The 26,102-nt window shown below is 61.8% G+C and carries 24 protein-coding genes; 4 read left to right on the top strand and 20 right to left on the bottom strand.

What is annotated here, in order from left to right:
• Positions 1 to 16: 16 nt before the first annotated feature.
• A complete protein-coding gene (locus AC0NIL_RS19190) occupies positions 17 to 229 on the bottom strand; it encodes a hypothetical protein (RefSeq protein WP_473574088.1) in 213 nt (70 codons plus the stop codon).
• Between the two features lie 167 nt (positions 230 to 396).
• Here AC0NIL_RS19190 and AC0NIL_RS19185 point away from each other — a divergent pair, with 167 nt between their 5' ends.
• Complete coding sequence (locus AC0NIL_RS19185) at positions 397 to 1,872, top strand: winged helix-turn-helix domain-containing tetratricopeptide repeat protein (RefSeq protein WP_245465125.1); 1,476 nt, start codon at positions 397 to 399, stop codon at positions 1,870 to 1,872.
• A 135-nt stretch (positions 1,873 to 2,007) separates the two neighbouring features.
• The gene (gene mazG / locus AC0NIL_RS19180; protein ID WP_013531500.1) at positions 2,008 to 2,832 is read left to right on the top strand and encodes a nucleoside triphosphate pyrophosphohydrolase; all 825 of its coding nucleotides are present in this window, start codon (positions 2,008 to 2,010) and stop codon (positions 2,830 to 2,832) included.
• Between the two features lie 62 nt (positions 2,833 to 2,894).
• Here the strand turns inward: mazG and hflX are convergent, their stop codons facing one another.
• From hflX to dusB, 8 genes are all read right to left on the bottom strand, one after another.
• Positions 2,895 to 4,286: a GTPase HflX gene (hflX, locus tag AC0NIL_RS19175; protein WP_473574087.1), complete on the bottom strand. Its 1,392-nt coding sequence runs from the start codon at positions 4,284 to 4,286 to the stop codon at positions 2,895 to 2,897.
• Complete coding sequence (gene hfq / locus AC0NIL_RS19170; RefSeq protein WP_006202172.1) at positions 4,287 to 4,532, bottom strand: RNA chaperone Hfq; 246 nt, start codon at positions 4,530 to 4,532, stop codon at positions 4,287 to 4,289. It lies immediately after the preceding gene.
• 145 nt (positions 4,533 to 4,677) lie between these two features.
• Positions 4,678 to 5,541, bottom strand: coding sequence for a D-amino-acid transaminase (locus tag AC0NIL_RS19165; protein ID WP_027163475.1), 864 nt, complete (start codon positions 5,539 to 5,541; stop codon positions 4,678 to 4,680).
• 98 nt (positions 5,542 to 5,639) lie between these two features.
• Positions 5,640 to 7,001: a nitrogen assimilation response regulator NtrX gene (ntrX, locus tag AC0NIL_RS19160; protein ID WP_013531496.1), complete on the bottom strand. Its 1,362-nt coding sequence runs from the start codon at positions 6,999 to 7,001 to the stop codon at positions 5,640 to 5,642.
• Entirely contained in the window at positions 6,991 to 9,276 is a 2,286-nt protein-coding gene (locus AC0NIL_RS19155; protein WP_024505196.1) for a sensor histidine kinase NtrY-like, read from the bottom strand. The genes ntrX and AC0NIL_RS19155 overlap by 11 nt, the downstream gene beginning before the upstream one ends.
• 129 nt (positions 9,277 to 9,405) lie before the next feature.
• Positions 9,406 to 10,866, bottom strand: a complete 1,461-nt coding sequence (gene ntrC, locus AC0NIL_RS19150; RefSeq protein WP_024505195.1) for a nitrogen regulation protein NR(I) — start codon at positions 10,864 to 10,866, stop codon at positions 9,406 to 9,408.
• Positions 10,863 to 12,005: a two-component system sensor histidine kinase NtrB gene (locus tag AC0NIL_RS19145; RefSeq protein WP_013531493.1), complete on the bottom strand. Its 1,143-nt coding sequence runs from the start codon at positions 12,003 to 12,005 to the stop codon at positions 10,863 to 10,865. The genes ntrC and AC0NIL_RS19145 overlap by 4 nt, the downstream gene beginning before the upstream one ends.
• Positions 12,002 to 13,030 (bottom strand): tRNA dihydrouridine synthase DusB, encoded by a 1,029-nt coding sequence (gene dusB, locus AC0NIL_RS19140; protein WP_473574086.1) that lies wholly within the window; start codon positions 13,028 to 13,030, stop codon positions 12,002 to 12,004. Before dusB ends, AC0NIL_RS19145 begins: the two co-directional genes overlap by 4 nt.
• Positions 13,031 to 13,273: 243 nt before the next feature.
• Here dusB and AC0NIL_RS19135 point away from each other — a divergent pair, with 243 nt between their 5' ends.
• Both AC0NIL_RS19135 and AC0NIL_RS19130 read left to right on the top strand, forming a co-directional pair.
• Positions 13,274 to 14,503: a bifunctional 2-C-methyl-D-erythritol 4-phosphate cytidylyltransferase/2-C-methyl-D-erythritol 2,4-cyclodiphosphate synthase gene (locus AC0NIL_RS19135; RefSeq protein WP_064994293.1), complete on the top strand. Its 1,230-nt coding sequence runs from the start codon at positions 13,274 to 13,276 to the stop codon at positions 14,501 to 14,503.
• The gene (locus AC0NIL_RS19130; protein ID WP_473574085.1) at positions 14,500 to 14,982 is read left to right on the top strand and encodes a CinA family protein; all 483 of its coding nucleotides are present in this window, start codon (positions 14,500 to 14,502) and stop codon (positions 14,980 to 14,982) included. The genes AC0NIL_RS19135 and AC0NIL_RS19130 overlap by 4 nt, the downstream gene beginning before the upstream one ends.
• Before the next feature lie 45 nt (positions 14,983 to 15,027).
• Here AC0NIL_RS19130 and plsY read toward each other — a convergent pair whose 3' ends face one another.
• The 11 genes from plsY to eno all read right to left on the bottom strand — a co-directional run bounded on the left by plsY (position 15,028) and on the right by eno (position 25,830).
• Positions 15,028 to 15,702 (bottom strand): glycerol-3-phosphate 1-O-acyltransferase PlsY, encoded by a 675-nt coding sequence (gene plsY, locus AC0NIL_RS19125; RefSeq protein WP_027163469.1) that lies wholly within the window; start codon positions 15,700 to 15,702, stop codon positions 15,028 to 15,030.
• A 9-nt stretch (positions 15,703 to 15,711) separates the two neighbouring features.
• Complete coding sequence (locus tag AC0NIL_RS19120) at positions 15,712 to 16,167, bottom strand: type II toxin-antitoxin system RatA family toxin (protein WP_013531488.1); 456 nt, start codon at positions 16,165 to 16,167, stop codon at positions 15,712 to 15,714.
• A gap of 12 nt (positions 16,168 to 16,179) precedes the next feature.
• Positions 16,180 to 17,145: a lipoyl synthase gene (lipA, locus tag AC0NIL_RS19115; RefSeq protein WP_024505190.1), complete on the bottom strand. Its 966-nt coding sequence runs from the start codon at positions 17,143 to 17,145 to the stop codon at positions 16,180 to 16,182.
• 138 nt (positions 17,146 to 17,283) lie between these two features.
• The gene (locus AC0NIL_RS19110; RefSeq protein ID WP_127370325.1) at positions 17,284 to 17,541 is read right to left on the bottom strand and encodes a GlsB/YeaQ/YmgE family stress response membrane protein; all 258 of its coding nucleotides are present in this window, start codon (positions 17,539 to 17,541) and stop codon (positions 17,284 to 17,286) included.
• 89 nt (positions 17,542 to 17,630) lie between these two features.
• Positions 17,631 to 19,076: a dihydrolipoyl dehydrogenase gene (gene lpdA / locus AC0NIL_RS19105; protein ID WP_013531485.1), complete on the bottom strand. Its 1,446-nt coding sequence runs from the start codon at positions 19,074 to 19,076 to the stop codon at positions 17,631 to 17,633.
• A gap of 12 nt (positions 19,077 to 19,088) precedes the next feature.
• Positions 19,089 to 19,724, bottom strand: a complete 636-nt coding sequence (locus AC0NIL_RS19100; RefSeq protein ID WP_013531484.1) for an SGNH/GDSL hydrolase family protein — start codon at positions 19,722 to 19,724, stop codon at positions 19,089 to 19,091.
• A 149-nt stretch (positions 19,725 to 19,873) separates the two neighbouring features.
• Positions 19,874 to 21,286: a pyruvate dehydrogenase complex dihydrolipoamide acetyltransferase gene (locus tag AC0NIL_RS19095; protein ID WP_474047927.1), complete on the bottom strand. Its 1,413-nt coding sequence runs from the start codon at positions 21,284 to 21,286 to the stop codon at positions 19,874 to 19,876.
• An 18-nt stretch (positions 21,287 to 21,304) separates the two neighbouring features.
• Complete coding sequence (locus tag AC0NIL_RS19090) at positions 21,305 to 22,708, bottom strand: pyruvate dehydrogenase complex E1 component subunit beta (protein ID WP_013531482.1); 1,404 nt, start codon at positions 22,706 to 22,708, stop codon at positions 21,305 to 21,307.
• Positions 22,709 to 22,723: 15 nt separating this feature from the next.
• Complete coding sequence (gene pdhA / locus AC0NIL_RS19085) at positions 22,724 to 23,761, bottom strand: pyruvate dehydrogenase (acetyl-transferring) E1 component subunit alpha (RefSeq protein ID WP_063168051.1); 1,038 nt, start codon at positions 23,759 to 23,761, stop codon at positions 22,724 to 22,726.
• A 194-nt stretch (positions 23,762 to 23,955) separates the two neighbouring features.
• The gene (locus AC0NIL_RS19080; protein WP_013531480.1) at positions 23,956 to 24,279 is read right to left on the bottom strand and encodes an FtsB family cell division protein; all 324 of its coding nucleotides are present in this window, start codon (positions 24,277 to 24,279) and stop codon (positions 23,956 to 23,958) included.
• A gap of 276 nt (positions 24,280 to 24,555) precedes the next feature.
• Entirely contained in the window at positions 24,556 to 25,830 is a 1,275-nt protein-coding gene (gene eno / locus AC0NIL_RS19075) for a phosphopyruvate hydratase (protein WP_064994168.1), read from the bottom strand.
• Between the last annotated feature and the right edge of the window lie 272 nt (positions 25,831 to 26,102).

Raw genomic sequence — 26,102 nt, 5'->3', positions numbered from 1 at the left:
CCGTCTCTTGAGCAGATCACCAAGTGGGATCCCGACCCTCAAGATCATCGTCCGGGACGACCTCCGGCTGGCGACGGAGACTCGTGTAAGGGTCCACGAATGCCATCTTGAGTGCATCTCCCACAAAGCCGGACATGGCGGCAAGCGATGCGCCGATTTGGAGCCACGCAAAGCTGGGCTTCGACAGGTTAAGGCGGCGGGTGGTGATGGGGGTGGGCATGTCAGTCATGGTGTCCTCCTGTGACGGGGAGAGTGACACCGGTTCCCGTTCAAATCCTTGGCCCGGACCTGAAGAGTCCTGAACGGCCCTGAAGTTCGCCTTCAGGGTCATCTTGGATTATCTTGCCCGCGAGGACGGGTTCTTTGCCGATGGACTTGGAGTTTGGGAACTATCGTTTGAAACGCGCCGAACGGCAGTTGCTGGGGCCGAAAGGTCCGGTGGAGCTTTCGGCCCGTTCCTTCGACATCCTCGCCATGTTGCTCGACAGGCCGGATGAGGTGGTCAGCAAGACCGAACTTTTCGATGCGGTCTGGCCCGGCCTGGTGGTGGAGGAGAACACGCTGCAGGTCCACATTTCGGCGCTACGAAAACTGCTGCCCGCCGAAATGATCGTAACCGTGCATGGCCGTGGCTATAAATATGCTGGCCCTAGGCCCTTCGGGGCTACAGCAGAAGCTGCGGCGCCGACCAGGCCATCAATTGCCGTTCTACCCTTCCACAACATGAGCGGGGACCCGGAGCAGGACTATTTCAGCGACGGGATTACAGAAGACATCATCGCCGGGCTCGGCAAGTTCAGGGAGTTCCTAGTCATTGCGCGGAATTCCTCCTTCCAGTTCCGAGGCAAGGCCAATGACGTGGCCGAGGTGGCAAAGAAACTTGGCGTGCAGTATGTCGTCGACGGTAGCGTCCGAAAGATTGGCAACCGGGTTCGCATCACCGTGCAGCTGACAGACGCCGTCTTGATGGCCCATATCTGGGGCGAACACTACGACCGCGAACTCGACGACATTTTCGCCATCCAGGACGAAATCACCCAGATGATTGCGGCGCGTCTGGCACGACAGACCAGAACAGCGATTGCATCGCGCGCCAGGTCCCGGCCGACCAACAATATGTCGGCTTATGAGTTTTACTTGCGGGCGCTGCAACTTGCAGCCGTCTATGATACGGTGCTCGAAGCAGAACCCTTTCTGCGCCGGGCGGTGAGCCTCGATCCGCGGTTTGCTGCCGCCCACGCCATGCTCAGCTTTGTGGAGTCCTTCAAGTACTATTGGGACTACAACAATCCCGGTCATTTGCATTCCGGACTGGAGATCGCAAGAACCGCATTGGGCCTTGACCCCGACGAGGCCTATGGGCACCTCGCCACCGGCTTCGCTCACTTGTATTTGCGCCAATTCAGGCAAGCTGAAATCAGCCTCGACCGGGCGGTTGCGCTCAATCCGAACGATCCGTTCATTCTTAGTATCCGCGCTATTTTCCTCAATCACACGGACAGGCCCGAGGAAGGGCTTAGCGAAATAAACGAAGCCCAGCGCCGCGACCCGTACGCTGTGGGATGGTATGATGACTTCCGTGGCGTCATACTGACGACGGCTGGGCGGTATCGCGAGGCAACTGCCTGCTACGCGAAAATGGCGACTGTACCTCCGTGGTCGCTCGTTCGTCTTGTCGTCTGCCATTCCGAACTCGGCGAAATCAAGCAAGCGCAAGACGTCCTGGCAAAAGTCAAGGCGCATTACCTTGGACTAAGCCTTGACGAGATCATTGATACGGAAGTGGACTTCTATGCCGATCCCGCAGTGTGCAGCCGTTACCGCGCGATCCTGCAGCGCGTTGATAACGAAGGAGTTGATAACGAAGGATAAGTTTCACTACAGCCCGGCGGCGAGAAGTCCAGGCTCTGGTCAGCTGACCTTCGCAGAGCTGCCCCCTGTGGACAATCTCCCCTTGCCAACTGACAGCGTTGGCAGCGCGGCCGGTCGCGGGATAGCATCAGCCCTATGACGCCATCGAAAGACATTTCGCGCCTGATCGAGATCATGGCGGCGCTGCGGGCGCCGAAGACCGGCTGTCCCTGGGATATCGAACAGGATTTCTCGACCATCGCGCCCTACACGATCGAAGAGGCCTATGAGGTCGCGGATGCCATCGCGCGCGGCGACCTCGACGATCTGCGCGACGAGCTCGGCGATCTGCTGCTGCAGGTCGTCTACCACGCGCAAATGGCCGAGGAGGCCGGCGAGTTTGCCTTCCCCGATGTGGTGCAAGCCATCACGACGAAAATGATCCGACGCCATCCGCATGTCTTCGGCGACGAAAAGGCCCGCAGCGCCGGCATGGCCAAGGGCATGTGGGAAAAGATCAAGGCAGAAGAGAAGGCAGAGAAACGAAGCGCCCGCCTCGCGCGCGGTCTCGATCCCGAAGACAATGGCAAGGGGTTTCTGGATAGCGTGCCGGTCGCCCTGCCCGCGCTGACCCGGGCGCTGAAACTTCAGGAGAAGGCCGCCCGCGTCGGCTTCGACTGGAGCGAGGCAGCACCCATCCTCGACAAGATCGAGGAAGAGATCGGCGAATTGCGCGAGGCGCTGGCCAAGGGCGACACCGCCTCGATCAAGGACGAGTTCGGCGACATGCTGTTTGCCGTCGTCAATCTCGGTCGCCACCTCAAGCTCGATTCGGAAGCAGCGCTGAGCGGCACCAACGAGAAATTCCGCTCACGTTTCCATTATGTCGAGCAGGCTTTGGAGAAAGCCGGCAACACGCTGGACAAGGCTGATCTGGCCGAGATGGAAGCGCTCTGGCAGGAAGCAAAGACCGCGAAGTAGTCTCTCTTTTCGGGCAACTCCCGACGGAAACCGCTATACACTTTTCCTGGAACTGCTCCGGATTATCCGTTGTTTTTACGACGCAATCTGTTTTCGATCTCTTCGCGCGCGCTTTGCGTGGCCTTCAGCGAGATGGTGGCGCTGCCGTCGTCATTGTCGCTTCGCGAAACCACATCGCCATTGCGGTAAAGCCAGTCGACAAGGCCGAACTGTGCCGGCTCGATCGTCACGGTGAGGTCTTCGAGTTCGCCCGCCATCCGCGTTTCGATGATCGCCTTCAGCGCATCGATGCCCTCGCCGGTCACCGCCGACACCGCAATCGGCGGCGCCTTGTTGGCATCGGCGCCGTCTGCAAGCAGCCGGGTCCGGTTGCCTTCGTCGAGCCGGTCGATCTTGTTCCACAATTCGATCACCCGCTTGGCATCACCAGCGTCAACGCCAAGATCTGCAAGGATACGCTCGACATCCTCGGCCTGGGCGGCCGTGTCCGGATCGGAAATGTCGCGCAGATGAAGCACGAGGTCGGCCTCGACCACCTCTTCCAGGGTGGCGCGGAAAGCCGCGATCAGATGTGTCGGCAGGTCCGAAATGAAGCCGACCGTGTCGGAGAGGATGATCGGCGTGCCATGTGGCAGGCGCACGCGGCGCAGCGTCGGGTCGAGCGTGGCGAACAGCATGTCCTGTGCCAGCACATCCGCCCCGGTCAGCCGGTTGAACAGCGTCGACTTGCCGGCATTGGTGTAGCCGACGATCGCCACCACCGGGAACGGCACCTTCCTGCGCTTGGCGCGGTGCAGGTCGCGCGTGCGCCGCACCGTTTCCAGCTCCTGCTTCAGCTTGATGATCTTTTCCTGCAACTGCCGCCGGTCGGATTCGATCTGTGTTTCGCCGGGGCCCCCAAGGAATCCGGCGCCGCCGCGCTGACGCTCCAAATGGGTCCAGCTACGCACGAGGCGGCCCTTCTGGTAGTTGAGATGGGCGAGCTCGACCTGCAGCGTGCCTTCCTTGGTGCGTGCACGCTCGCCGAATATCTCGAGGATCAGCCCGGTGCGGTCCAGCACCTTGGCGTTCAGCTCTTTCTCGAGATTGCGTTGCTGCACAGGGGTCAGCGGATGGTCGACGACGACCACTTCCGCATGTCCCTCTTTGACGATTTCCGCGAACTCGGCGACCTTGCCGCTGCCGAGCAGCGTCGCCGGGCGCGGATCGTTGACGGTCACCACCGCGGTGTGAATCAGATCAAGGTTGATGGCGCGGGCAAGGCCAACGGCCTCGTCGTGACGCGCATCAGCCGAACGCATCAGCCGCGGGCGGTTGGTCTCGTCGTCGTTGCGCTGGTGGCGGGTAAGGACGGGCACAATGACCACGGCCCGGGTCGGGCCCTTGGCCTCAGTCCTGGGGTGATGCGCTGGTTTCCCGCGAACGGTGGCGTCCGCGTCTTTCTCACGTGCCAATCAGGCGCCCTGGCTTTCCTCGCCATCGAACATCTGAACCGGCTGGCTCGGCATGATCGTGGAAATGGCGTGCTTGTAGACGAGCTGGGAGTGACCATCGCGGCGCAGCAGGACACAGAAATTGTCGAACGAAGTGACCACGCCGGTCAGCTTCACGCCGTTGATGAGGAAGATGGTGAGCGGGTTCTTGCTCTTGCGAACTGAATTCAGGAACAGGTCCTGAAGGTTTTGCGATCGTTCCGCCATTGTTCTTGTCTTTCGCCGATCCCCTTCGGTTTGCAAGCCAATGCGCCAAATTAACGGGCGCATGTCAAGCTCGCAAACACCGTCTTGTCGTCAGTAACGACAAGCAGAACGAGATATATTGATGTTCATTCCACCTGTGCGGTTATCAGGCTGGACTTTTTTCCGCAATGTCAAAAAAGGCTTGCCGCAACGAAAGTGTTATTGAGCCGGGGTGCCCATTGGCGACCGTGTCGCCATCGATGGTCACCACCGGCATGGCGATCGTCGTTGCGGAACTGATGAACGCCTCGCGTGCCGTCTTGGCCTCGGCGACGGAAAAGCCGCGCTCCTCGATCTTCAGGCCAAGCTTGGCCGCCACTTCGAACATGGTCGTGCGGGTGATGCCGCGCAGGATGCCATGCTCGGCCGGCCTGGTGACCAGAACGCCGTCCCTGGTGACGATCCAGGCGTTGGACGAGCCGCCTTCCTTGACGTTACCTTCGGTGTCGACGAACCAGGCTTCCTGCGCACCGGCTTCCTTTGCCTTCTGCTTGGCCAAGACATTGGGCAGCAGCCCGACGGTCTTGATGTCGACCCTGTCCCAGCGGTTCTCCGGCACGGTGATGACGGCGATGCCTGTCTCGGCTCGCTTTGCACCAGCGGCAGGATCGGCCTTCCTGGCGGTTACCACCAGCGAAGGCTTGGTGTCGGCGGAAGGGAAGACGAAGTCGCGGCTGGCCACGCCGCGCGTCACCTGCACGTAGACCAGGCCATTGGCGACGTGGTTGCGATTGACCACCTCACGCAGAATGAGCGGCAGCACGTGAGAGGTGACCGGCCAGGCGATCGACAATTCGGTCAGCGAACGGTTCAGCCGGGCCAGGTGGCGCGGCATGTCGACGATGAAGCCACGCGCCACTTCGCAGACCTCATAGACACCGTCGGCAAACTGATAGCCGCGATCCTCGATATGCACGGCAGCGTCGGCGTGCGTGACATAGCGCCCGTTGACATAGGCAATGCGCGGCATTGGCGACCCCTCAGAAATTCTCGGGCTTTCTTATGCGATTCCACCGCGGGCGTAACCGGCAAATGGTTGGACCACGCGCGGCTGGTCGGACGTCGCGCTTAGACGCCCAGGGACTTCAGCTTGCGATGCAGAGCGGAGCGCTCCATGCCGATGAACTCGGCGGTTTTCGAGATGTTGCCGCCGAACCGGTTGATCTGGGCGATCAGGTAATCCTTCTCGAACTGCTCACGCGCTTCGCGGAGCGGCAGCGCCATGATGTGTTGGTCGGATTGATTCGGGGTGCGCGGCATGACATCGCCGATCTCGGCCGGCAACAGATCAGCGGTGATCGGCGCATCGACGTCGTCGCCGCGCGCCAGGATCATCAGGCGCTCGACATTATTGCGCAGCTGGCGAACGTTGCCCGGCCAGTTGTGCGCCTGCAGCACGGCCAGCGCGTCGTCGCCGATGCGGCGCGGCTTGATGCCGGCCTGGCGGGCGATCTGCTTCATGAAATTGTCGACGAGGTAGGGAATATCCTCGCGCCGCTCGGCCAATCCCGGCACGATGACCGGAACCACCGCGAGGCGATGGTAAAGATCCTCGCGGAAACGCCCGTCGGCGATCATCGCTTCGAGGTTCTGCGACGTGGAGGAGATGATGCGGACATCGACCTTGACCCGCTTGGTTCCCCCTACCCGCTCGAACTGCTGCTCGACCAGCACGCGCAGGATCTTGTTCTGCGTCTCGCGCGGCATGTCGGCCACCTCGTCGATGTAGAGGATGCCGCGATGGGCCTCCTCGAGCGCGCCGACCTTGCGCTCGACGCCATTCGATTCGGTGCCGAACAGTTCGATCTCCATACGCTCGGGCGTGATGTTGGCGGCGCTCAGCGTCACGAAAGGCGCGCCCTTGCGCGCCGACAGCGTGTGGATGGCGCGCGCGGCCAGTTCCTTGCCCGAGCCAGACGGGCCGATGATCATCACGCGGCTGTTGGTCGGCGCGACGCGTTCGATGGTCTGACGCAACTGGCTCATCGCCGACGACATGCCGATCAGATCGAAGGTTTCACCGCTGCGCAGCTTGAGGTCGGAAACCTCGCGCCGCAATTTCGAGGTCTCGAGCGCACGTTCGGCAATAAGGATCAGCCTGTCGGCCTTGAACGGTTTTTCGATGAAGTCATAGGCGCCGCGACGGATGGCGGAGACCGCCGTTTCGATGTTGCCGTGGCCGGAAATCATCACCACCGGCAAGGTCGGATGCATCGTCTTGATCTCGTCGAGCAGCGCCAGCCCGTCGAGACGCGAGCCCTGCAGCCAGATGTCGAGGAAAATCAGCCGCGGCGCGCGATCAGCTATAGCAGCGAGCGCGCTGTCGGCATCGAATGCCGTGCGGGTTTCGTGACCTTCGTCGCTCAGTATGCCCGCGACGAGTTCACGGATGTCTTCCTCGTCATCGACGATGAGAATATCAGACGCCATTACCGACCTTTTCAGTTTCTCTTTCGTTTTCCGCCCTGCTTTCGCCGCGCGGAGCCGTTGCGGCCGCAGGCGGCAGGATGATGCTGATCATCGCGCCGCGCCCATCGTGGAAGTCCGCAGGAGCATCGTGTAGTTCCAGCCTGCCACCATGGTCCTCCACGATCTTCTTGACGATAGCGAGGCCAAGTCCGGTGCCCTTCTCGCGTGTGGTCATGTAGGGCTCGAGCAGCCGTTGGCGATTCTCGCGCGGCAGGCCTTTGCCATTGTCGATGACGTCGATTCGAATCACACCATTCTGGCGCCCGGCCTGAATCCGGATTATGCCGTGCGAACCATCCTTCTGTTCCAATCCGTCGATTGCCTCGGCGGCGTTCTTGATCACATTGCCGAAAGCCTGCGCCATCAGCCGGCTGTCGAACGTGCCCTTCAGCGGCTCGCTGCCGAAGATCCGCTCGAAAGTGATGTCGGCGCGGCTGACCTCGACCAGGAACGAGGCCTCGCGCAGCGATTCGCGCAGATCTATGGCCTTCATCTCGGGCTTCGGCATGCGCGCGAACGCCGAGAATTCGTCGACCATGCGGCCGATATCCTCGACCTGCCGGATGATGGTGTCGGTGCACTGGTCGAAAACCTCGCGGTCCTCGGTAATCACCTTGCCATAGCGGCGCTTGATGCGTTCGGCCGAGAGCTGGATCGGCGTCAGCGGGTTCTTGATCTCGTGGGCGATACGCCGCGCCACATCCGCCCAAGCCGACGAGCGCTGCGCCTGGACCAGGTCGGTGATGTCGTCAACCGTCACGACATAGGACTTTTCCTCCGAGCCGTCATCGCCGGCCTCGATGGTGATCTGAACGTTGAAGGTCCGCTCGGCGCCGGCGCGGTAGAAGGTCACCTGCTCGCGATAGACGGGTTTGCCGGACTTGCGGCCGATTTCGAAGACGCGGCCGACATGCGGCAGCACGGCGGAAAGGTTCTGCCCAAGGGCTGCGCTGGCGGATATGGCCAGCATCGCTTCGGCCGAGCGGTTGACGATGGTGACGATGCCGTAGGGATCGACGCCGATGACGCCGGCAGTAACGCCGGCAAGCACGGCTTCGGAGAAGCGTCGCCTCTCGTCGATCAGGTCCTTGGCCGACAGGATCTCGTTGCGCTGCGATTTCAGTTCGAGAAGCATTTTGTTGAACGTATCGCCAAGCGAGGCGACATCGCCGTCCGAGGGCCTGACCGGAACCGCGACGTCGAGATTGCCGGTCGCCACTTCGTCGGCGGCGCCGATGAGCTGGCGAATGGGCCGCACCAGACGGTCGGCGACCGCAATGCCGGTCCAGATCGCGGACAGGATGATGATGAGGGTGAGCGAAAGATAGGGCAGCGCGAAGGCCACCTGCGAGGTGCGGCGGTTGTCTTCCAGCCCCCGATATTCATCGGTGTTGGACCTGACGATCTGGCGTGCCTTGATGACCTCGGGATCGACGAGGCGAATGGTATAGAGATAGAGCCCTTCGATCTCGCGCAGCTTGACGATGGCGCCCATGATGTTGCGCGTTTTCGGTTCGATCAGCACCGGCTTGCCGTCGGCAGCGCTGGCCACGGCGCCTTCCGGCGGCTCAGGCATGGCAAAATCCGTGTCGGTCTTGGCGCTCATGACGAAAGAGCCGTCAGGTTTGATCAGCGCCGCATGGGCCAGCGAACGGCCCACGGCTTCCTTGTTCATCAGGTCGAGAAAGCCGGTACGATCAAGGCCGTAGAGTGTGCGTGACGCATCGAGATCATAGGCCATGGACAGTGTCGTACCCTGCAGGTTGCGGGCATTTTCCTGAACATAGGCGTCGGCGATCGACAGCGACGAATTGACGATCGTCTTGGTGCGGATCTCGAACCAGCGGTCGAGGCCGATGTCGAGCGTGATCGACGCGATGATGGCCACCATGATGGCCGGAATGGCGGCAACCAGGGCGAACATGGCGACAATGCGCACATGCAGCCGCGAAGCGGCCTTGCCATGCCGGCGCGCCATCAGGATGCGGTGCACCTCACGCCCGACCAGCGCGATAAGAATCAGGACGAAAGCCGCGTTGAGGGCAATCAACGCCAGCGTCGTCGACTCGTTCGGTGTGATCGGCGTGGCGCCAACGAGGATGGTGAACGAGATCGCCGCCGTCATCAGCGCGCCGACGACCGCGATCACGCCTGGCAGCGCAAGCAGCCGGCGCCCGTCACGAGCGCCGGGTTCGCTGAAAAGCGGTTGGTTTGTTGTCGGTGCCTGCGGGGCCATGTCGCCGTCTAGTGCCATGATTGCGTCGGATGTATGCAACGCATTGTGGCGATTATGCAACAAGTGTGACCGAGACGGAAATCTTTCGCGAGCCGATCCCCTGAAAAGAGCGCGGGCTCAGATCAAGGCTCAGCCCTGGCGCGACGATTTGTAGACGTTGACGCCGAGTTCGCGAATCTTCTTGCGCAGCGTGTTGCGGTTCAAGCCAAGCAGTTCCGCGGCCTTGATCTGGTTGCCGCGGGTTGCCGTCATCGAGGCTAGGACGAGTGGAAACTCGACCTCGGACAGGATGCGTTGATAAAGCCCGGCAGGTGGCAAATCGCCGGCAAACGAGGCGAAATAGCGTTGCAGGAAGTGCTCGACCGCCTGGCCGATCGACAAATCGTCGGGAATGAGATTGCCGCCACCCGGCACCACGGGACGTTCGCCGGTCTTGAGCTCGGCCTCGATGATCTCGGCGGAAATCTCGTCCTGCGAATAGAGCGCGGCGAGCCTGCGAACCAGGTTTTCCAGTTCGCGCACATTGCCCGGCCACGGATAGCGCTTCATCAACTCGATGCCGCCTGACGAAATGCGCTTGGTCTGCAGGCCTTCCATTTCGCCGAGCTTGAAGAAGTGGCGGACAAGGTCGGGCACATCCTCGGAGCGCTCACGCAGCGCGGGCAGCCGGAGCGGCACCACGTTGAGGCGATAGAACAGATCCTCGCGAAAAAGCCCCTGGTTGATCAGGGTGCGCAGATCCTTGTTGGTGGCGGCGACGATGCGCACGTCGGTCTTGATCGGCGTGCGTCCGCCAACCGTCGTGTATTCGCCCTGTTGGAGCACGCGCAGCAGCCGTGTCTGCGCTTCCATCGGCATGTCGCCGATTTCATCGAGGAACAGCGTGCCGCCTTCAGCCTGCTCGAAGCGTCCGGTCGAGCGATTCTGCGCGCCGGTGAAGGCGCCCTTCTCGTGACCGAACAGTTCCGATTCGATCAGGTCGCGCGGGATCGCCGCCATGTTGATGGCGACGAAGGGGCCGCCACGGCGGCGGCCATATTCATGCAGCGCGCGCGCCACCAGTTCCTTGCCGGTGCCGGATTCGCCCGAGATCATCACCGTCAGGTCGGTCTGCATCATGCGCGCCAGCATGCGGTAGATGTCCTGCATGGCGGCCGAACGGCCGACCAGCGGCATTGCATCGGGCTGCTCTTCCGGCCGCGCATCGATCTTCGGCCGTCGCGGCTCGGAAAGCGCCCGGTTGACGATGTTGAGCAGTTCGGTCAGGTCGAACGGCTTGGGCAGATACTCATAGGCGCCGGTTTCAGACGCGCGGATCGCCGTCATGAAGGTGTTCTGGGCGCTCATGACGATGACCGGCAGTTCCGGCCTCGCCTTCTTGATGCGCGGCAGCATGTCGAAGGCGTTCTCGTCCGGCATCACCACATCGGTGATGACCAGATCGCCCTCGCCCGCCGCCACCCAGCGCCACAAAGTCGAAGCATTGGAGGTGACGCGCACCTCGTGGCCGACGCGCGAAAGCGCCTGGTTGAGGACAGTACGGATCGCCGCATCGTCGTCGGCGACGAGAATATTGCCGCGAACGGTCATTTGCGGTCTCCTTCACCGTCTTCATCGGCGCCGTATGGCGCTTCTTTCCAGGCCGGCATCAGGATGCGGAATGTGGTCCCGCGCGGCGTCGATTCGCATTCGATGATGCCGCCATGTTCGCCGACGATTTTGGCGACCAGCGCCAGCCCCAGCCCCGAGCCGTTCGGCTTGGTGGTGATGAACGGGTCGAACAGGATCGGCAGGATATCTTCCGAGACGCCGGAACCATTGTCACGCACGCAAAATTCCAGCGGCAGCGACACGCGGTCCTGCGTGCCCGGAACGGAAACACGGATGCCTGGCCGGAAGGCGGTCGACAGCACGATCTCGCCCTGCGGGTCACTGCCGATCGCCTCGGCGGCGTTCTTGACCAGGTTGAGGAACACCTGGATCAACTGGTCGCGGTTGGCAAACACCGGAGGCAACGAAGGATCATAGTCCTCCAATATCTTGATTCTCTTGGCAAAACCGTTCTTGGCAATGGCCTTCACATGGTCGAGCACGACATGGATGTTGACGGGGTAGCGGTCGATCGGCCGCTCGTCGGAAAACACCTCCATGCGATCGACCAGCGACACGATGCGGTCGGTCTCGTCGGTGATCAGCCGCGTCAGCGCACGGTCTTCGTCGGAAGCCGACAGTTCCAGCAACTGGGCAGCGCCGCGGATGCCGGAGAGCGGGTTCTTGATCTCATGGGCAAGCATCGCGGCCAGGCCGGTGACCGAGCGCGCTGCGCCCCGATGCGTCATCTGCCGGTCGATCTTGTCGGCCATCGACCGTTCCTGGAACATAACCACCACCGAGCCCGGAAATTCCGGTACCGGCGCGACATAGAGATCGACGACCTTCTCGATGCCGAGACGCGGCGACGACACGTCGACCCGATACTCGTTGACCGGTGCCAGGCGCTCGCGCACCTGGTCGACCAGCGTCAGCAGCGGGCTGCCGAAGGGAATGAGTTTTGACAGCGTGTTGCGGGCGAGCATGGTCGCGCTTGAACGAAAGAAGTCTTCCGCGTCGGCGTTGGCGAAGGTGATGAAGCCTTCCTCGCTGATCATGATCACCGGGCGGCGGATGGTGTTGAGCACGATCTGGGCGGCATCCGCCATTTCAGCGCCTTGGCCGGCGGCGGCGTTCATGCGGCACTCCGCAGGGTCAAAGGTTGCGGATCGCGCGAAAACACATCGCGCAGCAAGGCAATGACGCGCGCGGGCTCGAATGCGGTCAGTACGGCCTTTCGGCTGTCGTCGGCGACGCCGCCTGCATGCCGATCAAGATACCAGCCAAGATGCTTGCGCGCCTGGCGCAGGCCGCTTTCGGCGCCGTAGAGCGCCAGCATATCCTCATAGTGGGTCACGATGTAGTCGGCGAGCGCCGTCGGGTTCCGTGGAATATTTGGCGTCGCTTCGCCTGTCGCTGCGGCCGCAATGCCACCTGCGATCCAAGGCACGCCATAATGGGCACGGCCAATCATCACGGCGTCGGCACCCGATTGATCGAGAATGTCGGCCGCTTCCGCCGGCGAAGAGACGTCACCATTGGCGACGACCGGGATGGACACGGCTTCCTTGACGCGGGCGATGGCACGCCAGTCGGCCTTGCCCTGATAGAACTGGCAGCGCGTTCGGCCGTGCACGGTCACCATACTGACACCGGCCTGCTCGGCGCGGCGCGCCAGCATCGGCGCGTTGAGCGCGCCTTCGTCCCAGCCAAGCCGCATCTTGACCGTCACTGGCACCTCGACCGCGCCGACAACGGCGTCGATCAGCGACAGTGCGTGGTCGAGATCCAGCATCAATGCCGAACCAGCGTAGCCGCCAGTGACCTTCTTGGCCGGGCATCCCATGTTGATGTCGATAATGTCGGCGCCCTCGCCGGCGGCGATTCTGGCACCTTCGGCCATGTGCACCGCCTCGCGGCCTGCAAGCTGAACCATATGGACGGGCAGGCCGGAGTGGCGTATGCGCAGGTTGAAACCGGCCCTGCCCTTGGCGAGCTCGCCGCTGGCAACCATTTCGGACACGACCAGGCCCGCTCCATGCGCGTGGGCACGCTGCCGGAACGGCTCGTCCGTAATGCCCGACATCGGCGCGAGGAACACGCGATTGCGGAGTTTCACGCCGCCGACGTTAAGCGGCGCGGCCAATTTGGTCAAATTAACCATGCACAAAAACCAAGCATCTTCATTCGTTGCACATTCTCTAGCCATATCGGCCGCAATGTGCAACGCGGAATGACGCCACATTAAGGCGCAATTGGGAAAATGCTGGCCTTCGGGATTGGGTGTGGCCAAAGCGCCGCGCGCCCCGTGGGACGCGCAAAGGACGCTTTGGGATTCATATTTGACGCACGATCTTTGCCGAAAACCGATTACACTTTTCGGGATCGTGCGCTAAGCCAATCTGCAATGACTGACGCAAGTGAAAATCACGTTTCGAGTGCGGATGGCAAGGTCGCGGTGGTAATCGTCGCGGCCGGCCGTGGCGCGCGCGCCGGACAGGCCAACGGACCGAAGCAATATCAACACATTGGCGGCTTTGCCGTCATTGCACACACGCTGGACATTTTTCTGGCCCACCCGCGGACCGGCGAGATCGTCGTCGCCATTCATGCCGACGACCATGAACTGTTCCGGCAGGCGGCGGGCACCAACGCCGAGCGCGTTAGCGCCGTTATCGGCGGGGCGACCAGGCAGGAATCCGTCCGGCTCGGCCTGCTTGCCCTTAGAGACCACGCGCCGGGGCAGGTTCTGATCCACGATGCCGTGCGTCCGTTTGTCGATGCGGACCTGATAGATCGCACCATCGCCGCCATCGGCGAGCGCGAGGGCGCATTGCCCGCTTTGCCCGTCGCCGACACGCTGAAGCGCGAGTCGGCCTCCGGGGTGGTTGGCGAAACCGTTTCGCGCAGCGGTCTTCACGCGGCGCAAACGCCGCAGGGCTTTCCGTTCTGGCCCATCCTTGCCGCGCACGAGAAAGCCCATCATCTGGGAAAAATGGATTTTACCGACGATGCCGCGATCGCCGAATGGGCGCATATTCCGGTCAAGATCGTTCCGGGCTCGCCGGACAATGTCAAACTCACCTGGGCACGGGATATTGCCATGGCGGACCAGCGGCTTTCCGGCGAACGTGTGCGCTTTCCCGACATCCGGACCGGCAATGGCTACGACGTCCATGCTTTCGAGCCCGGCGACCATGTCACACTGTGTGGCGTCGCCATTGCACACGACAAGAAACTGTCCGGCCATTCCGACGCCGATGTCGGTCTGCATGCTCTGACCGATGCGTTGTTGGCGACCTGCGGCGCCGGCGACATCGGCACGCATTTTCCGCCGTCCGACCCGCAGTGGAAAGGCGCTGCGTCGCGGATCTTCGTCGAGCATGCGGCAGGGCTGGTGCGCGAGCGCGGCGGCCGCATCGCCAATGCCGATATCACGTTGATCTGCGAAGCGCCGCGCGTCGGCCCGCACCGCGAGGCGATGACGGCAGCCCTGTCGCAGATGCTGGCAATTTCCGCGGATCGCATCTCGATCAAGGCGACAACCAACGAGAAGCTCGGCTTCGTCGGGCGCGAGGAAGGCATTGCGGCGATCGCCACTGCCAGCGTGGTGTTTCCCGGCGAGGTGCCGGAATGACCAACAGCGACCTGGCAAATGCCTTGCTGCAAGCCTGCCAGAAACGCGGCATCATGCTGGCAACGGCGGAAAGCTGCACCGGCGGCATGATCATCGCGGCACTCACCGACATCGCGGGCTCGTCCGCCGTGGTCGATCGCGGCTTCATCACCTATTCCAACGAAGCCAAGATGGACATGCTCGGCGTTTCCGCCGCCACGCTCGATGCGCATGGGGCGGTTTCGCGCGAGACTGCGATCGAAATGGCGACAGGCGCGCTTACCCGTTCGCGCGCCGGGCTGACCCTGGCGGTTACCGGGATCGCCGGGCCTGGCGGCGGTTCGGCGGAAAAACCGGTCGGCCTGGTCTGGTTCGGGGTTGCGCTGGACCGCCGACCGATTGTCGCCGAGCACCAGCTCTTTGCAGACAAAGGCCGCGATTTCATCCGTCGCGAAACGGTCCGGCAAGCGCTGGAACTGGGCCTGCAAGCACTCGGATAGAATTATAAAACGTTGGGCGGGCGGACCCGAAAGCCGGATTTGCGGTTACGTTTTCGATTCCGGGCTGCTTTGCCCCAAGTGTGGCTCCGTCCCAGCCAGCAGCCGCTGAATGTTGGCACGATGGCGCATAACCACGTAGATGCTGCCCGCAATCACCAGCAACCGATAGGCCAACGGTTGCTCCAGGCCACAGATGAGGGCGATCGCGGTCAACGCCGCTACCATCGAACTCAGGGAAACTATCCGAGACGTAGCCAGCACAGCACCAAAAGCCGCCGCAGCCCCCACACCTACCGGCCAAGACAGAGCCAGCAACACGCCAAGCCCCGTCGCAGCGGATTTGCCACCTGTGAAATTCAACCAGATCGAACGGCCATGTCCCAACAACACGGCAATTCCGGCCAGGCAAACAGCCCAAGGCACCCAGGCTTGCAGGTCAAGCGGGGTCGATGGCGTAACCAACGGCAACGTGATGAACCAGGGATAGAACCAGCGGGTAAAGACGATCGCCGCAGCACCTTTCAGCACATCCACCAGCAACACCACCAACGCAGGCCATTTTCCCAAGACCCGCAAAACGTTCGTTGCCCCGGTGGATTTGGAGCCATGCTCCCGGATATCGATGCCCTTGAGCAGCTTCCCCGCCAGATAACCCGTGGGCATGGAACCGAAGAGATAGGCGATCGCCAGTCCAACGGTGCTCGCTATCCAGAAAAGCATGCGCAAGCCTCAAGACGGTTTTGTACCGTAGATGACGTCGGCGCGCTTCTCAAAGGCTTCGGCGAACATGCGGAAGGCACGATCGAACATGGTTCCCATGACCGCGCCCAGAATGCGGCTCTTGAACTCGTAGTCGATGAAGAAGCGGACGGCGCAACCGGCGCCGTCGGGTTCGAAACGCCAGACATTGCTCAAATATTTAAACGGCCCGTCGATGTACTTCACGTCGATGGTGTTCTCGTCGGGCTTCAGCAGTACCTGCGTCGTGAAGGTTTCGCGGATCGCCTTGTAGCCGATGCTCATGTCGGCAAGGAGAACGGTACGCCCGTCACGCTCCTTGCGCGAGCGAACCGTCAGCGCTTCGCAAAGCGGCAGGAATTGCGGATAGGATTCAACATCGGCGACCAAAGCGAACATCTGCTCGGGTGTATGGGATACGCGTCGGGTAGCTTCGAATTTTGGCATGAAACCGGCTGATTAAGCTGATTTCTTGAGAATCGCTTCCCGTGCCGCACGCAGCTTGGCGAAATCGTCGCCGGCGTGATGCGATGAACGCGTCAGCGGGCTGGACGCCACCAGCAGGAAACCCTTGGTCCGGCCGATCGTCTCAAAGGATTTGAACTCCTCCGGCGTAACAAAGCGGATCACCGGGTGGTGCTTCTTCGACGGCTGCAGATACTGGCCTATGGTCATGAAGTCGACATTGGCCGAACGCAGATCGTCCATCAACTGCAGGATTTCATTCCGTTCTTCGCCCAGCCCCACCATGATGCCGGACTTGGTGAAGATCGACGGATCAAGCTCCTTGACCCGCTGCAACAGCCGGATCGAATGGAAATAGCGGGCGCCCGGACGAACCGTCAGATAGTTCGACGGAACGGTTTCGAGATTGTGGTTGAAGACGTCGGGTTTGGCCGCCACGACGATCTCCAGCGCGCCGTCCTTGCGCAGGAAGTCGGGCGTCAGAATTTCGATCGTCGTCAGCGGCGTCGCCGCCCGGATGGCGCGGATGACCTCGGCGAAATGCTGCGCACCGCCATCGGCGAGGTCGTCGCGGTCGACCGAGGTGATGACGACATGGGTAAGGCCCATCTGCTTGACCGCATGCGCGACGCGGGCCGGTTCATCCGGGTCAAGAGCGGTTGGAATGCCCGTGGCGACGTTGCAGAAGGCGCAGGCGCGGGTGCAGATCTCGCCCATGATCATGAAGGTGGCGTGCTTCTTTTCCCAGCACTCGCCGATGTTGGGGCAGCCGGCCTCTTCGCAGACCGTCACCAGCTTGTGCGACTTCACGATTTCGCGCGTTTCGGCATAGCCCTTCGACATCGGCGCCTTGACGCGTATCCAGTCGGGCTTGCGCAGGACATCCTGATCAGGCTTGTGCGCCTTTTCGGGATGCCGCAGGCGCGGTGCGTTGGCGATCGTATCGAGGACAGTGACCATCGGGAAACCTGGTTCATTGGCGAGCGCCAGTCAGGCGTTCGTTGTCATAACGTCATCTAGGACTTTTCGGCGCAAAGAAAAAGGCCGCTGCGGCGCATGCCGCAACAGCCTTTTTCGCATGGCAGCTCTTCAGGGATGTCAGCGGCGCACCAGGCGTCCCGCCCAGATCAGCAGGCAGGCACCGATAAAGCCGGTGATCAGATAGGCAATCCAGCCGACGCCGAACGGGCCAAAATTGAGAGCCTGCAGAATGGCATTCAGTACGATCGCGCCGACGATGCCCATAACGATGTTCATCAAGATGCCGGTGTTGCTCTTCATGAACATTTCGGCGAACCAGCCTGCCAGGCCGCCGATGATGATGGCTGCTATCCAGCCGACGCCATTCAGGTGCATATGCCTTCTCCTTGTATGATGGATGAAAGTGCATCCGCAAACGATGTACCTTGCCGCCGGGTTCCATCTGTAGCAGCGCTTTCAATCTATCACGCGTTGAGCGCGCGGCCATAGGCGTCGAGCACGCTTTCCTTCATCATCTCCGACAGCGTCGGGTGCGGGAAGATGGTGTGCATCAGCTCTTCCTCGGTCGTCTCCAGGTTCATCGCCACGACGAAGCCCTGGATCAGTTCGGTCACTTCGGCGCCGACCATGTGGGCGCCGAGCAATTGACCGGTCTTCTTGTCGAAGATGGTCTTGATGAAGCCCTGATCCTCACCGAGCGCGATCGCCTTGCCATTGGCGGCGAACTGGAAGCGCCCGACCCGGATATCCCAGCCCTCGGCCTTGGCCTTGGCTTCGGTCAGGCCAACCGAGGCGACCTGCGGATTGCAGTAGGTGCAGCCCGGAATCTTCAGTTTGTCGGTGGCATGTACGCCAGGAAAATCAGCGATCTTCTCGATGCACACGACACCCTCATGTTCGGCCTTGTGGGCGAGCATCGGCGGGCCGGCGACATCGCCAATGGCGTAGATGCCCGGCACATTGGTCTTGCCGTAACCATCGATGACGACGCAGCCGCGTTCGGTCTTCACGCCAAGCGCCTCAAGCCCGAGGCCTTCGATGTTGCCCTGCACGCCGACGGCCGAGATCATCCGGTCGGCGGTGATCTTCTCGACCTTGCCGTCCTTCATCTCGACATGCGCGGTGACCGAGTTCGTGCCCTTCTCGACCTTGGTCACCTTGGCTTCGAGGATGATCTTCATGCCTTGCTTCTCGAACTGCTTCTGCGCGAACTTCGAGACTTCGGCGTCCTCGACCGGCATCACCGCCGGCAGCAATTCGACCACCGTCACCTCGGCGCCCATTGTGCGGTAGAAGGAGGCGAATTCGATGCCGATGGCGCCCGACCCCATGACGAGCAACGACTTCGGCATCTCCTTCGGCACCATAGCCTCGAAATAGGTCCAGATCAGCTTTCCGTCCGGCTCGATGCCGGGCAGCGCGCGTGGCCGGGCGCCGGTCGCCAGGATGATGTGCTTGGCGGTATAGGTGCCCTCGCCCTTGACGCCTTTCGGCACCGGCGGCTGTGGCTCCATCGGCTTCTTGGCCGTCTTGGACACGACGATCTCGCCCGCCTTCGAAAGCTTGGCCTCGCCCCAGATGACGTCAACCTTGTTCTTCTTCATCAGGAAGGCAACGCCGCCATTGAGCCGCAGCGACACCTTGCGCGAGCGGTCAACGACGGCCGATGTGTCCACGCTGACCTTGCCGTCGAGCTTCAGCCCGTAATCCTTCAGGTGATCCGAATAGTGCATGATCTCGGCCGAGCGCAGCAGCGCCTTGGTCGGGATGCAGCCCCAGTTAAGGCAAATGCCGCCGAGATGCTCGCGCTCGACGATCGCCGTCTTGAAGCCGAGCTGCGCGGAACGCACCGCGGTGACATAGCCGCCGGGACCGGAGCCGATGATGATGACGTCATAGTTCTCAGCCACGGGTTTTCTCCTTCACAATTCCAGCATGACGCGCACGACTGGTGTCAGCGCCTCGCCGATGTTTCGCGTATTTTCGGCGTCAAGATGAACACCGTCGAGAGGTGTGGTTTGCGCCACGCTGCCGGCGTCGAAGAAGCCGCAGCCGGCCTCATCGGCGAGCGCGGCATATTGCGGTGCCAAAAACTTCGAGGCGTCGTCGCCGCCGGCAAACATTTCCTTGAATTCGGCATTTTCGGTGCGACTGACGACAGGCGGCGAAACAATCAGGATCTGCGGCGCCGGCCAGTCGAACGGATAGTCGTGACCGCGCACGATGTCGATCAGCCGCTGGATACCCTGCTTGGCCGCGACGGGATTGCCGTGGATCCACGGCTTCATGTCGTTGGCGCCGAGCATGATGACAATCAGGTCGATCGGCGCATGCGTCGTCAGCACCGTTGGCAGCAGCCTGGCGCCGTTGCGATCAGCACCGGCCAGGTGGTCGTCGAAGGCGGTGGTACGGCCATTGAGGCCTTCGGCGATAACTTCGACGCCACTGCCAAGGCCGGCCTGCAGCACGCTTGGCCAGCGGTCTTCCAGCGCATGGCGGCCACCTTCGGCATTGTAGCCCCAGGTCAGCGAGTCGCCGTAACAAAGAACCGTCTTCATGCACCCACCTGCGCGTCGATCAACCCACGCTTCACCCGCCATCCATGGGTTGTGACCGCCCGTTTCCGAGCAGCCAGTCCGGTGGCGAATCCGGAAATGATGAAAGCGAAGAGGCTGGTGAAGACTATCCGCACCGCCCTCTCGCTTCCCTAAACCAGCATGCCCATCGGGTTCTCGATCAGGCGCTTGAAGGCGACCAGCAGTTCGGCACCCAGCGCACCGTCCACGGCGCGGTGGTCGGTCGACAGCGTCACCGACATCACGGTGGCGATCTTGATTTCGCCATTCTTGACCACTGCCCGCTCCTCGCCGGCGCCGACCGCCAGGATGGTCGCGTGCGGCGGGTTGATGACCGCGGCAAAATCCTTGATGCCGAACATGCCGAGATTGGACACCGCCGTGGTGCCACCCTGATACTCTTCCGGCTTCAGCTTGCGGCTGCGCGCGCGACTGGCCAGATCCTTCATCTCGTTGGAGATGGTGGACAGCGTTTTTTCGTCGGCATGCCGAATGATCGGCGTGATCAGGCCGCCGGGGATCGACACCGCGACGCCGACATCGGCGTGCTTGTGCTTGACCATGGCGCTTTCAGTCCACGAGGCATTGGCATCGGGCACTGCCTTCAGCGCCATCGCCATCGCCTTGATGACCATATCGTTGACCGACAGCTTGTAGGCCGGAGCATCACCCTTGTCGGTCTTCTTCACCGGGGCTGCCGCATTGATCTGCGTGCGCAGCGCCAGCAGCGCATCGAGCTCGCAGTCGAGCGTCAGGTAGAAATGCGGAATGGTGGTCTTGGCCTCGACCAGGCGGCGCGCAATGGTCTTGCGCATGTTGTCATGCGGGACAAGGTCGTAGGAGCCCTGTTCGAACAGTTTCAGCACCTGATCGTCCGACATCGCCTTTACCGGCGCGGCAGCAGCAGCGGGCACGCCAGCCGGAGCCTTGGCGGCAGGCGCCGCCTGGGCACCGCCACCGGCAATGGCCGCGTCGACATCCGCCTTCACCACCCGGCCATGCGGACCGGTGCCGGTCACGGCAGACACATCGACACCGGCTTCCTTGGCTATGCGACGTGCGAGCGGCGACGCGAAGGTGCGTCCTTCCGGCGACTGGCTGATCTCCCCCCTTGTGGGAGAGATGGCCGGCAGGCCAGAGGGGGGCGTCTCGCGCTGAGAGGACGGCGGGACAGCGCCCCCCTCTGTCGACTTCGTCGACATCTCCCCCACGGGTGGGGAGATTGGCGCCTTGTCCTGCTTGGCCTCGGCTTTCGCTGGAGCAGCATCGCCCCCGCTTTTCGCGGCAGCGCCTGCATCCTCACCTTCGGCAGCGAGCACGGCGATCAGAGCGTTGACCTTGACGCCTTCGGTGCCGGCGGGAACGACGAGCTTTGCGACCGTGCCCTCATCGACAGCCTCGACTTCCATCGTCGCCTTGTCGGTCTCGATCTCGGCAATGACATCGCCCGGCGAAACCTTGTCGCCTTCCTTGACGAGCCACTTGGACAGATTGCCCTCTTCCATCGTGGGCGACAGGGCCGGCATGGTGATGTTGATTGGCATTTTGTCCTCCCGCCCGGTTCAGCGATATGTGACGGCTTTGACCGCCTCGATGACTTCGCCGACGTTCGGCAAAGCCAGTTTCTCGAGGTTGGCGGCATAGGGCATCGGCACATCCTTGCCGGCGATGGTGATGACCGGCGCGTCGAGGAAATCGAAGGCGCGCTGCGACACCTGGTTGGCGATATGGTCGCCGACCGAGTTCTGCGGATATCCCTCTTCGACAACGATCAGCCGGTTGGTCTTCTTGACCGAGGCGATGATGGTGTCGAGATCGAGCGGCCGGATCGTGCGCAAGTCGATGATCTCGGCATCGATGCCCAAGCCGCGCAGCTCGGCTTCGGCCTTGACCGCATAGGTCATGCCGATGCCGAAAGAGACGATGGTGACGTCCTTGCCGGTCTTGTGGATGCGCGCCTTGCCGATCGGCAGCACGAAATCATCCAGCTTCGGCACGTCGAAGGACTGGCCATAGAGGATCTCATTCTCGAGGAAGATGATCGGATTGGGATCGCGGATCGCCGCCTTCAGCAAGCCCTTGGCATCGGCGGCGGTGTAGGGCATCACCACTTTCAGGCCCGGAATGTGGCTATACCAGGCGGCATAGCACTGTGAGTGCTGTGCGGCGACGCGTGCGGCGGCGCCGTTCGGTCCACGGAAAACGATCGGCGCACCCATCTGGCCGCCAGACATGTAGAGCGTCTTGGCGGCGGAGTTGATGATCTGGTCGATCGCCTGCATGGCGAAGTTGAAGGTCATGAACTCGACGATCGGCTTCAGGCCGGCCATCGCCGCGCCGACGCCGACGCCGGCAAAGCCATGCTCGGTGATCGGCGTGTCGACGACGCGCCGCGGCCCGAATTCCTGCAGCAGCCCTTGCGTGATCTTGTAGGCGCCCTGGTATTCGGCAACCTCCTCGCCCATGACGAAGACATCGCCGTCGCGGCGCATTTCCTCGGCCATCGCATCGCGCAGCGCTTCGCGCACCGTGGTCGAGACCATCTCCGTGCCGGCCGGAATGTCCGGATCGGCGGCGATTTCCGTCTTCGGTGCAGCAGCCACCGGCGCGGCAGCCGGTTTTGCGGCCTCCGCCTTGTCCTCCGCCGCGGCTGGAGCCTCTGCCTTTGCCGGTGCTTCCGCCTTGGCGGGAGCCGAGGACTTGCCGATATCGCCGGCACTTTCGCCGTCCTGCAGCAAAACGGCAATCGGTGTGTTGACCTTGACGCCTTCGGTGCCGGCGGCGATCAGGATCTTGCCAAGCGTGCCTTCGTCGACGGCCTCGACTTCCATCGTCGCCTTGTCGGTTTCGATCTCGGCGATGACGTCGCCGGCGACGACCTTGTCGCCCTCATTCTTCAACCACTTGGAAAGATTGCCCTCTTCCATGGTCGGCGAGAGAGCGGGCATGAGAATTTCGATCGGCATGTCCTTGCCCTCCCGTTACAATACGATATCGGTCCAGAGCTCGGACGGATCCGGCTCTGCATCGTTCTGGGCAAATTCGGCGGCGTCAGCGACGATGTCGCGGACCTCCTTGTCGATGGCCTTAAGCTCGTCCTCGGTTGCCCACTTCTTCTCGATCAGCCGCGCCTTGACCTGTTCGATCGGGTCATGGTCGGAGCGCATCTTCTGCACTTCTTCCTTTGAGCGGTATTTCGCCGGATCGGACATCGAGTGACCGCGATAGCGATAGGTCTGCATTTCGAGAATGATCGGCCCGTTGCCGGCGCGGCACCATTCGGTCGCCTGGTCGCCGGCGGCCTTGACAGCGCGCACGTCCATGCCGTCGACCTGGATGCCGGGAATCTTGAACGAAGCGCCACGGTGCGAAAAATTGGTTTCCGCCGAAGAGCGCGACACCGAGGTGCCCATGGCATACCGGTTGTTCTCGATGATGTAGATCACCGGCAGCTTCCACAGCGAGGCCATGTTGAAGCTTTCATAGACCTGGCCCTGGTTGGCCGCACCGTCGCCGAAATAGGTCAGCGAGACATTGTTGTTGTCGCGGTAGCGGTTGGCGAAGGCCAAGCCCGTGCCGAGCGACACCTGCGCGCCGACGATGCCGTGGCCGCCATAAAAGTGCTTTTCCTTGGAGAACATGTGCATGGAGCCACCCTTGCCCCGTGACAGGCCGCCGCGACGCCCGGTCAGCTCGGCCATGACGCCGCGCGGCGACAGCTCCATCGCCAGCATGTGGCCGTGGTCGCGATAGGCGGTGATCATCTGATCGCCGTCGATCAGCGCCATCTTCATGCCGGTGACGACCGCTTCCTGGCCGATATAGAGGTGGCAGAAGCCGCCGATGAAACCCATGCCGTAGAGCTGGCCGGCCTTTTCCTCGAAACGACGGATGAGCAGCATGTGCCGGTAAGCGGCAAGCTCTTCGTCCTTGGTGAATTCGACAGGTTTGGGGGTCGAAAGCCCCGATTTGCCGTCGGATTTGGATTTGGCAGGCGCTTTTCTGGCGGCGGTGGCCATGCATCACTCCCTGTTGGCGTCTCTTCGTGGACATTAGAGCAGGATGAAATCTGCTCTGGGGAGATCAGCTCCTCCCCACCGATTTTAGGGAGGCTAACACGCGTCAAAGCGTTGCGCCATGCCGAATTTGCATAGCTGGCATGCGACTAAGCGATTAAAATCATTGAAAATATTGGTGATTAACTTGAAATCAGTTATTTCGCCGAGGCCGGCAACATAATGGTGATTTCGTCAGCTTGGGACAGATTGAGCGCCTTGCGCGCCTGCTCATCGAGCATGTCCTTCTCGAGCGTGCCTTCATGCATCAGCCGAACGCGGCGCTCGAGCTCCATGCGGCGCGCCTTGATCGCATCGAGCTGGCCTTGCAGCGCAACCGTCTGGGCTTCCAGCTGATATTTCGAGTAGATACCGAATTCGCCGTGATAGGCATGAAAGCCGAAATAGGCCAGGAACGCCACGCAAAGCGAGGGAATGATCAGCCGGCCGGTGTTTCTCTGCTTGTGCTGACGCGTCCACATCGCCCGATTCCTCTAGAGCATGATGCCGAAAAGTGTGAAGCGGTTTTCGGACGACATCATGCTCTATCTCTTTGATTTAGAGTCGGATTCAGATTTCAGGTCGAACAGACCTGAGATCATCCGGCTCTAGCCCGCGAACTCAGGCGGCTCACGATCTTTCTCGCCCGATTGTGCTTAACGGACGGTTACGGGTGACCTGTTTGGCGGCGCCGAAACGAAAAAGGGCGGGAATGCTCCCGCCCTTTTGTCCGGTATCGATGAGCCGGTGTTTCCGGATCAGCCCTTGACCACCGACTTGCCGGCGTAGCTTGCCTGCTTGCCGAGCTCTTCCTCGATGCGGATCAGCTGATTGTACTTGGCCATGCGGTCCGAGCGCGACAGCGAGCCGGTCTTGATCTGTCCGCAATTGGTGGCGACGGCGAGATCGGCAATGGTCGAATCCTCGGTTTCGCCCGAGCGGTGCGACATCACGGCGGTGTAGCCGGCCTTGTGCGCGGTCTCGACGGCGTCGAGCGTTTCCGTAAGCGAGCCGATCTGGTTGACCTTAACCAGGATCGAGTTGGCAACCCCCATGCGGATGCCGTCGCGCAGCCGCGCCGTGTTGGTGACGAACAAATCGTCGCCAACCAGCTGCGTCTTCTTGCCGATCAGGTCGGTCAGGTACTTCCAGCCTTCCCAATCGTCCTCGGCAAGACCGTCCTCGATCGAGATGATCGGATAGTCGGTGGCAAGCTTGGCCAGGTATTTGGCCTGGGCCTTGGGATCGCGCGTCTTTTTCTCGCCTTCATAGACGTAGTTGCCGTCCTTGAAGAACTCGGTCGCGGCGCAATCGAGGCCGAGCGCGATCTCGTCGCCCGGCTTGAAGCCGGCCTGCTCGATCGATTCCATGATGAAATCGAGCGCCACCGGAGCGCTTTTCAGGTTCGGGGCAAAGCCGCCCTCGTCGCCGACATTGGTGTTGTGGCCGGCATCCTTCAGTTTCTTGCGCAGCGTATGGAAGATTTCCGAACCCCAGCGGACACCTTCGCGCAGCGTCGGCGCGCCGATCGGCAGGATCATGAATTCCTGGAAATCGATCGGGTTGTCGGCATGCGCGCCGCCATTGATGATGTTCATCATCGGCACCGGCAGGAGATGCGCCTTGGTGCCTCCGACATAACGGTAGAGCGGTAGGCCGGCGGCATCAGCGGCCGCCTTGGCCACCGCCAGCGAAACGCCGAGAATGGCGTTGGCGCCAAGCCGGCTCTTGTTGGGCGTGCCGTCGAGCTCGATCATGGTCTGGTCGATATGAATCTGGTTTTCGGCTTCCATGCCGCCGATGGCCTCGAACAGCTCGCCGTTCACCGCCTCGACGGCTTTGAGCACACCTTTGCCGAGATAGCGGGCGCCGCCGTCGCGCAGTTCGACGGCCTCGTGGGCACCGGTCGAAGCACCCGACGGCACCGCCGCGCGGCCCATCGAGCCGTCTTCGAGAATGACATCGACCTCGACGGTCGGATTTCCACGGCTGTCCAGGATTTCACGCCCGACAATGTCGACGATGGCGGTCATTTGCGATGTCCTCGATTGATCTGAAGAATGCCGCACGTCTTAGCCAAAGTGCTGCAAAAGGCAATCGGCCCGTTGGCAATTATTGCCGCGGCATCGGCCTCCGAACGATTCACGAAGCGCAAATCGCCGTCATCATAAGTCATGTACGGTCGGCTGACTTCCGGTTAAGGTGCAGCGCGCGGGGCGAAACAGGAGGAGTTTCGCCATGTCTCAGTTGAGCGGTATCGTGAGTCTGTTTCTGATCGCGGCGGCATTCCTGACGTCATGCGACA

The organism is Mesorhizobium sp. WSM1343, from assembly GCF_055901535.1.
The sequence above is the reverse complement of the archived record's forward strand: the minus strand, read 5'-3'. Positions and strand labels throughout refer to the sequence as shown.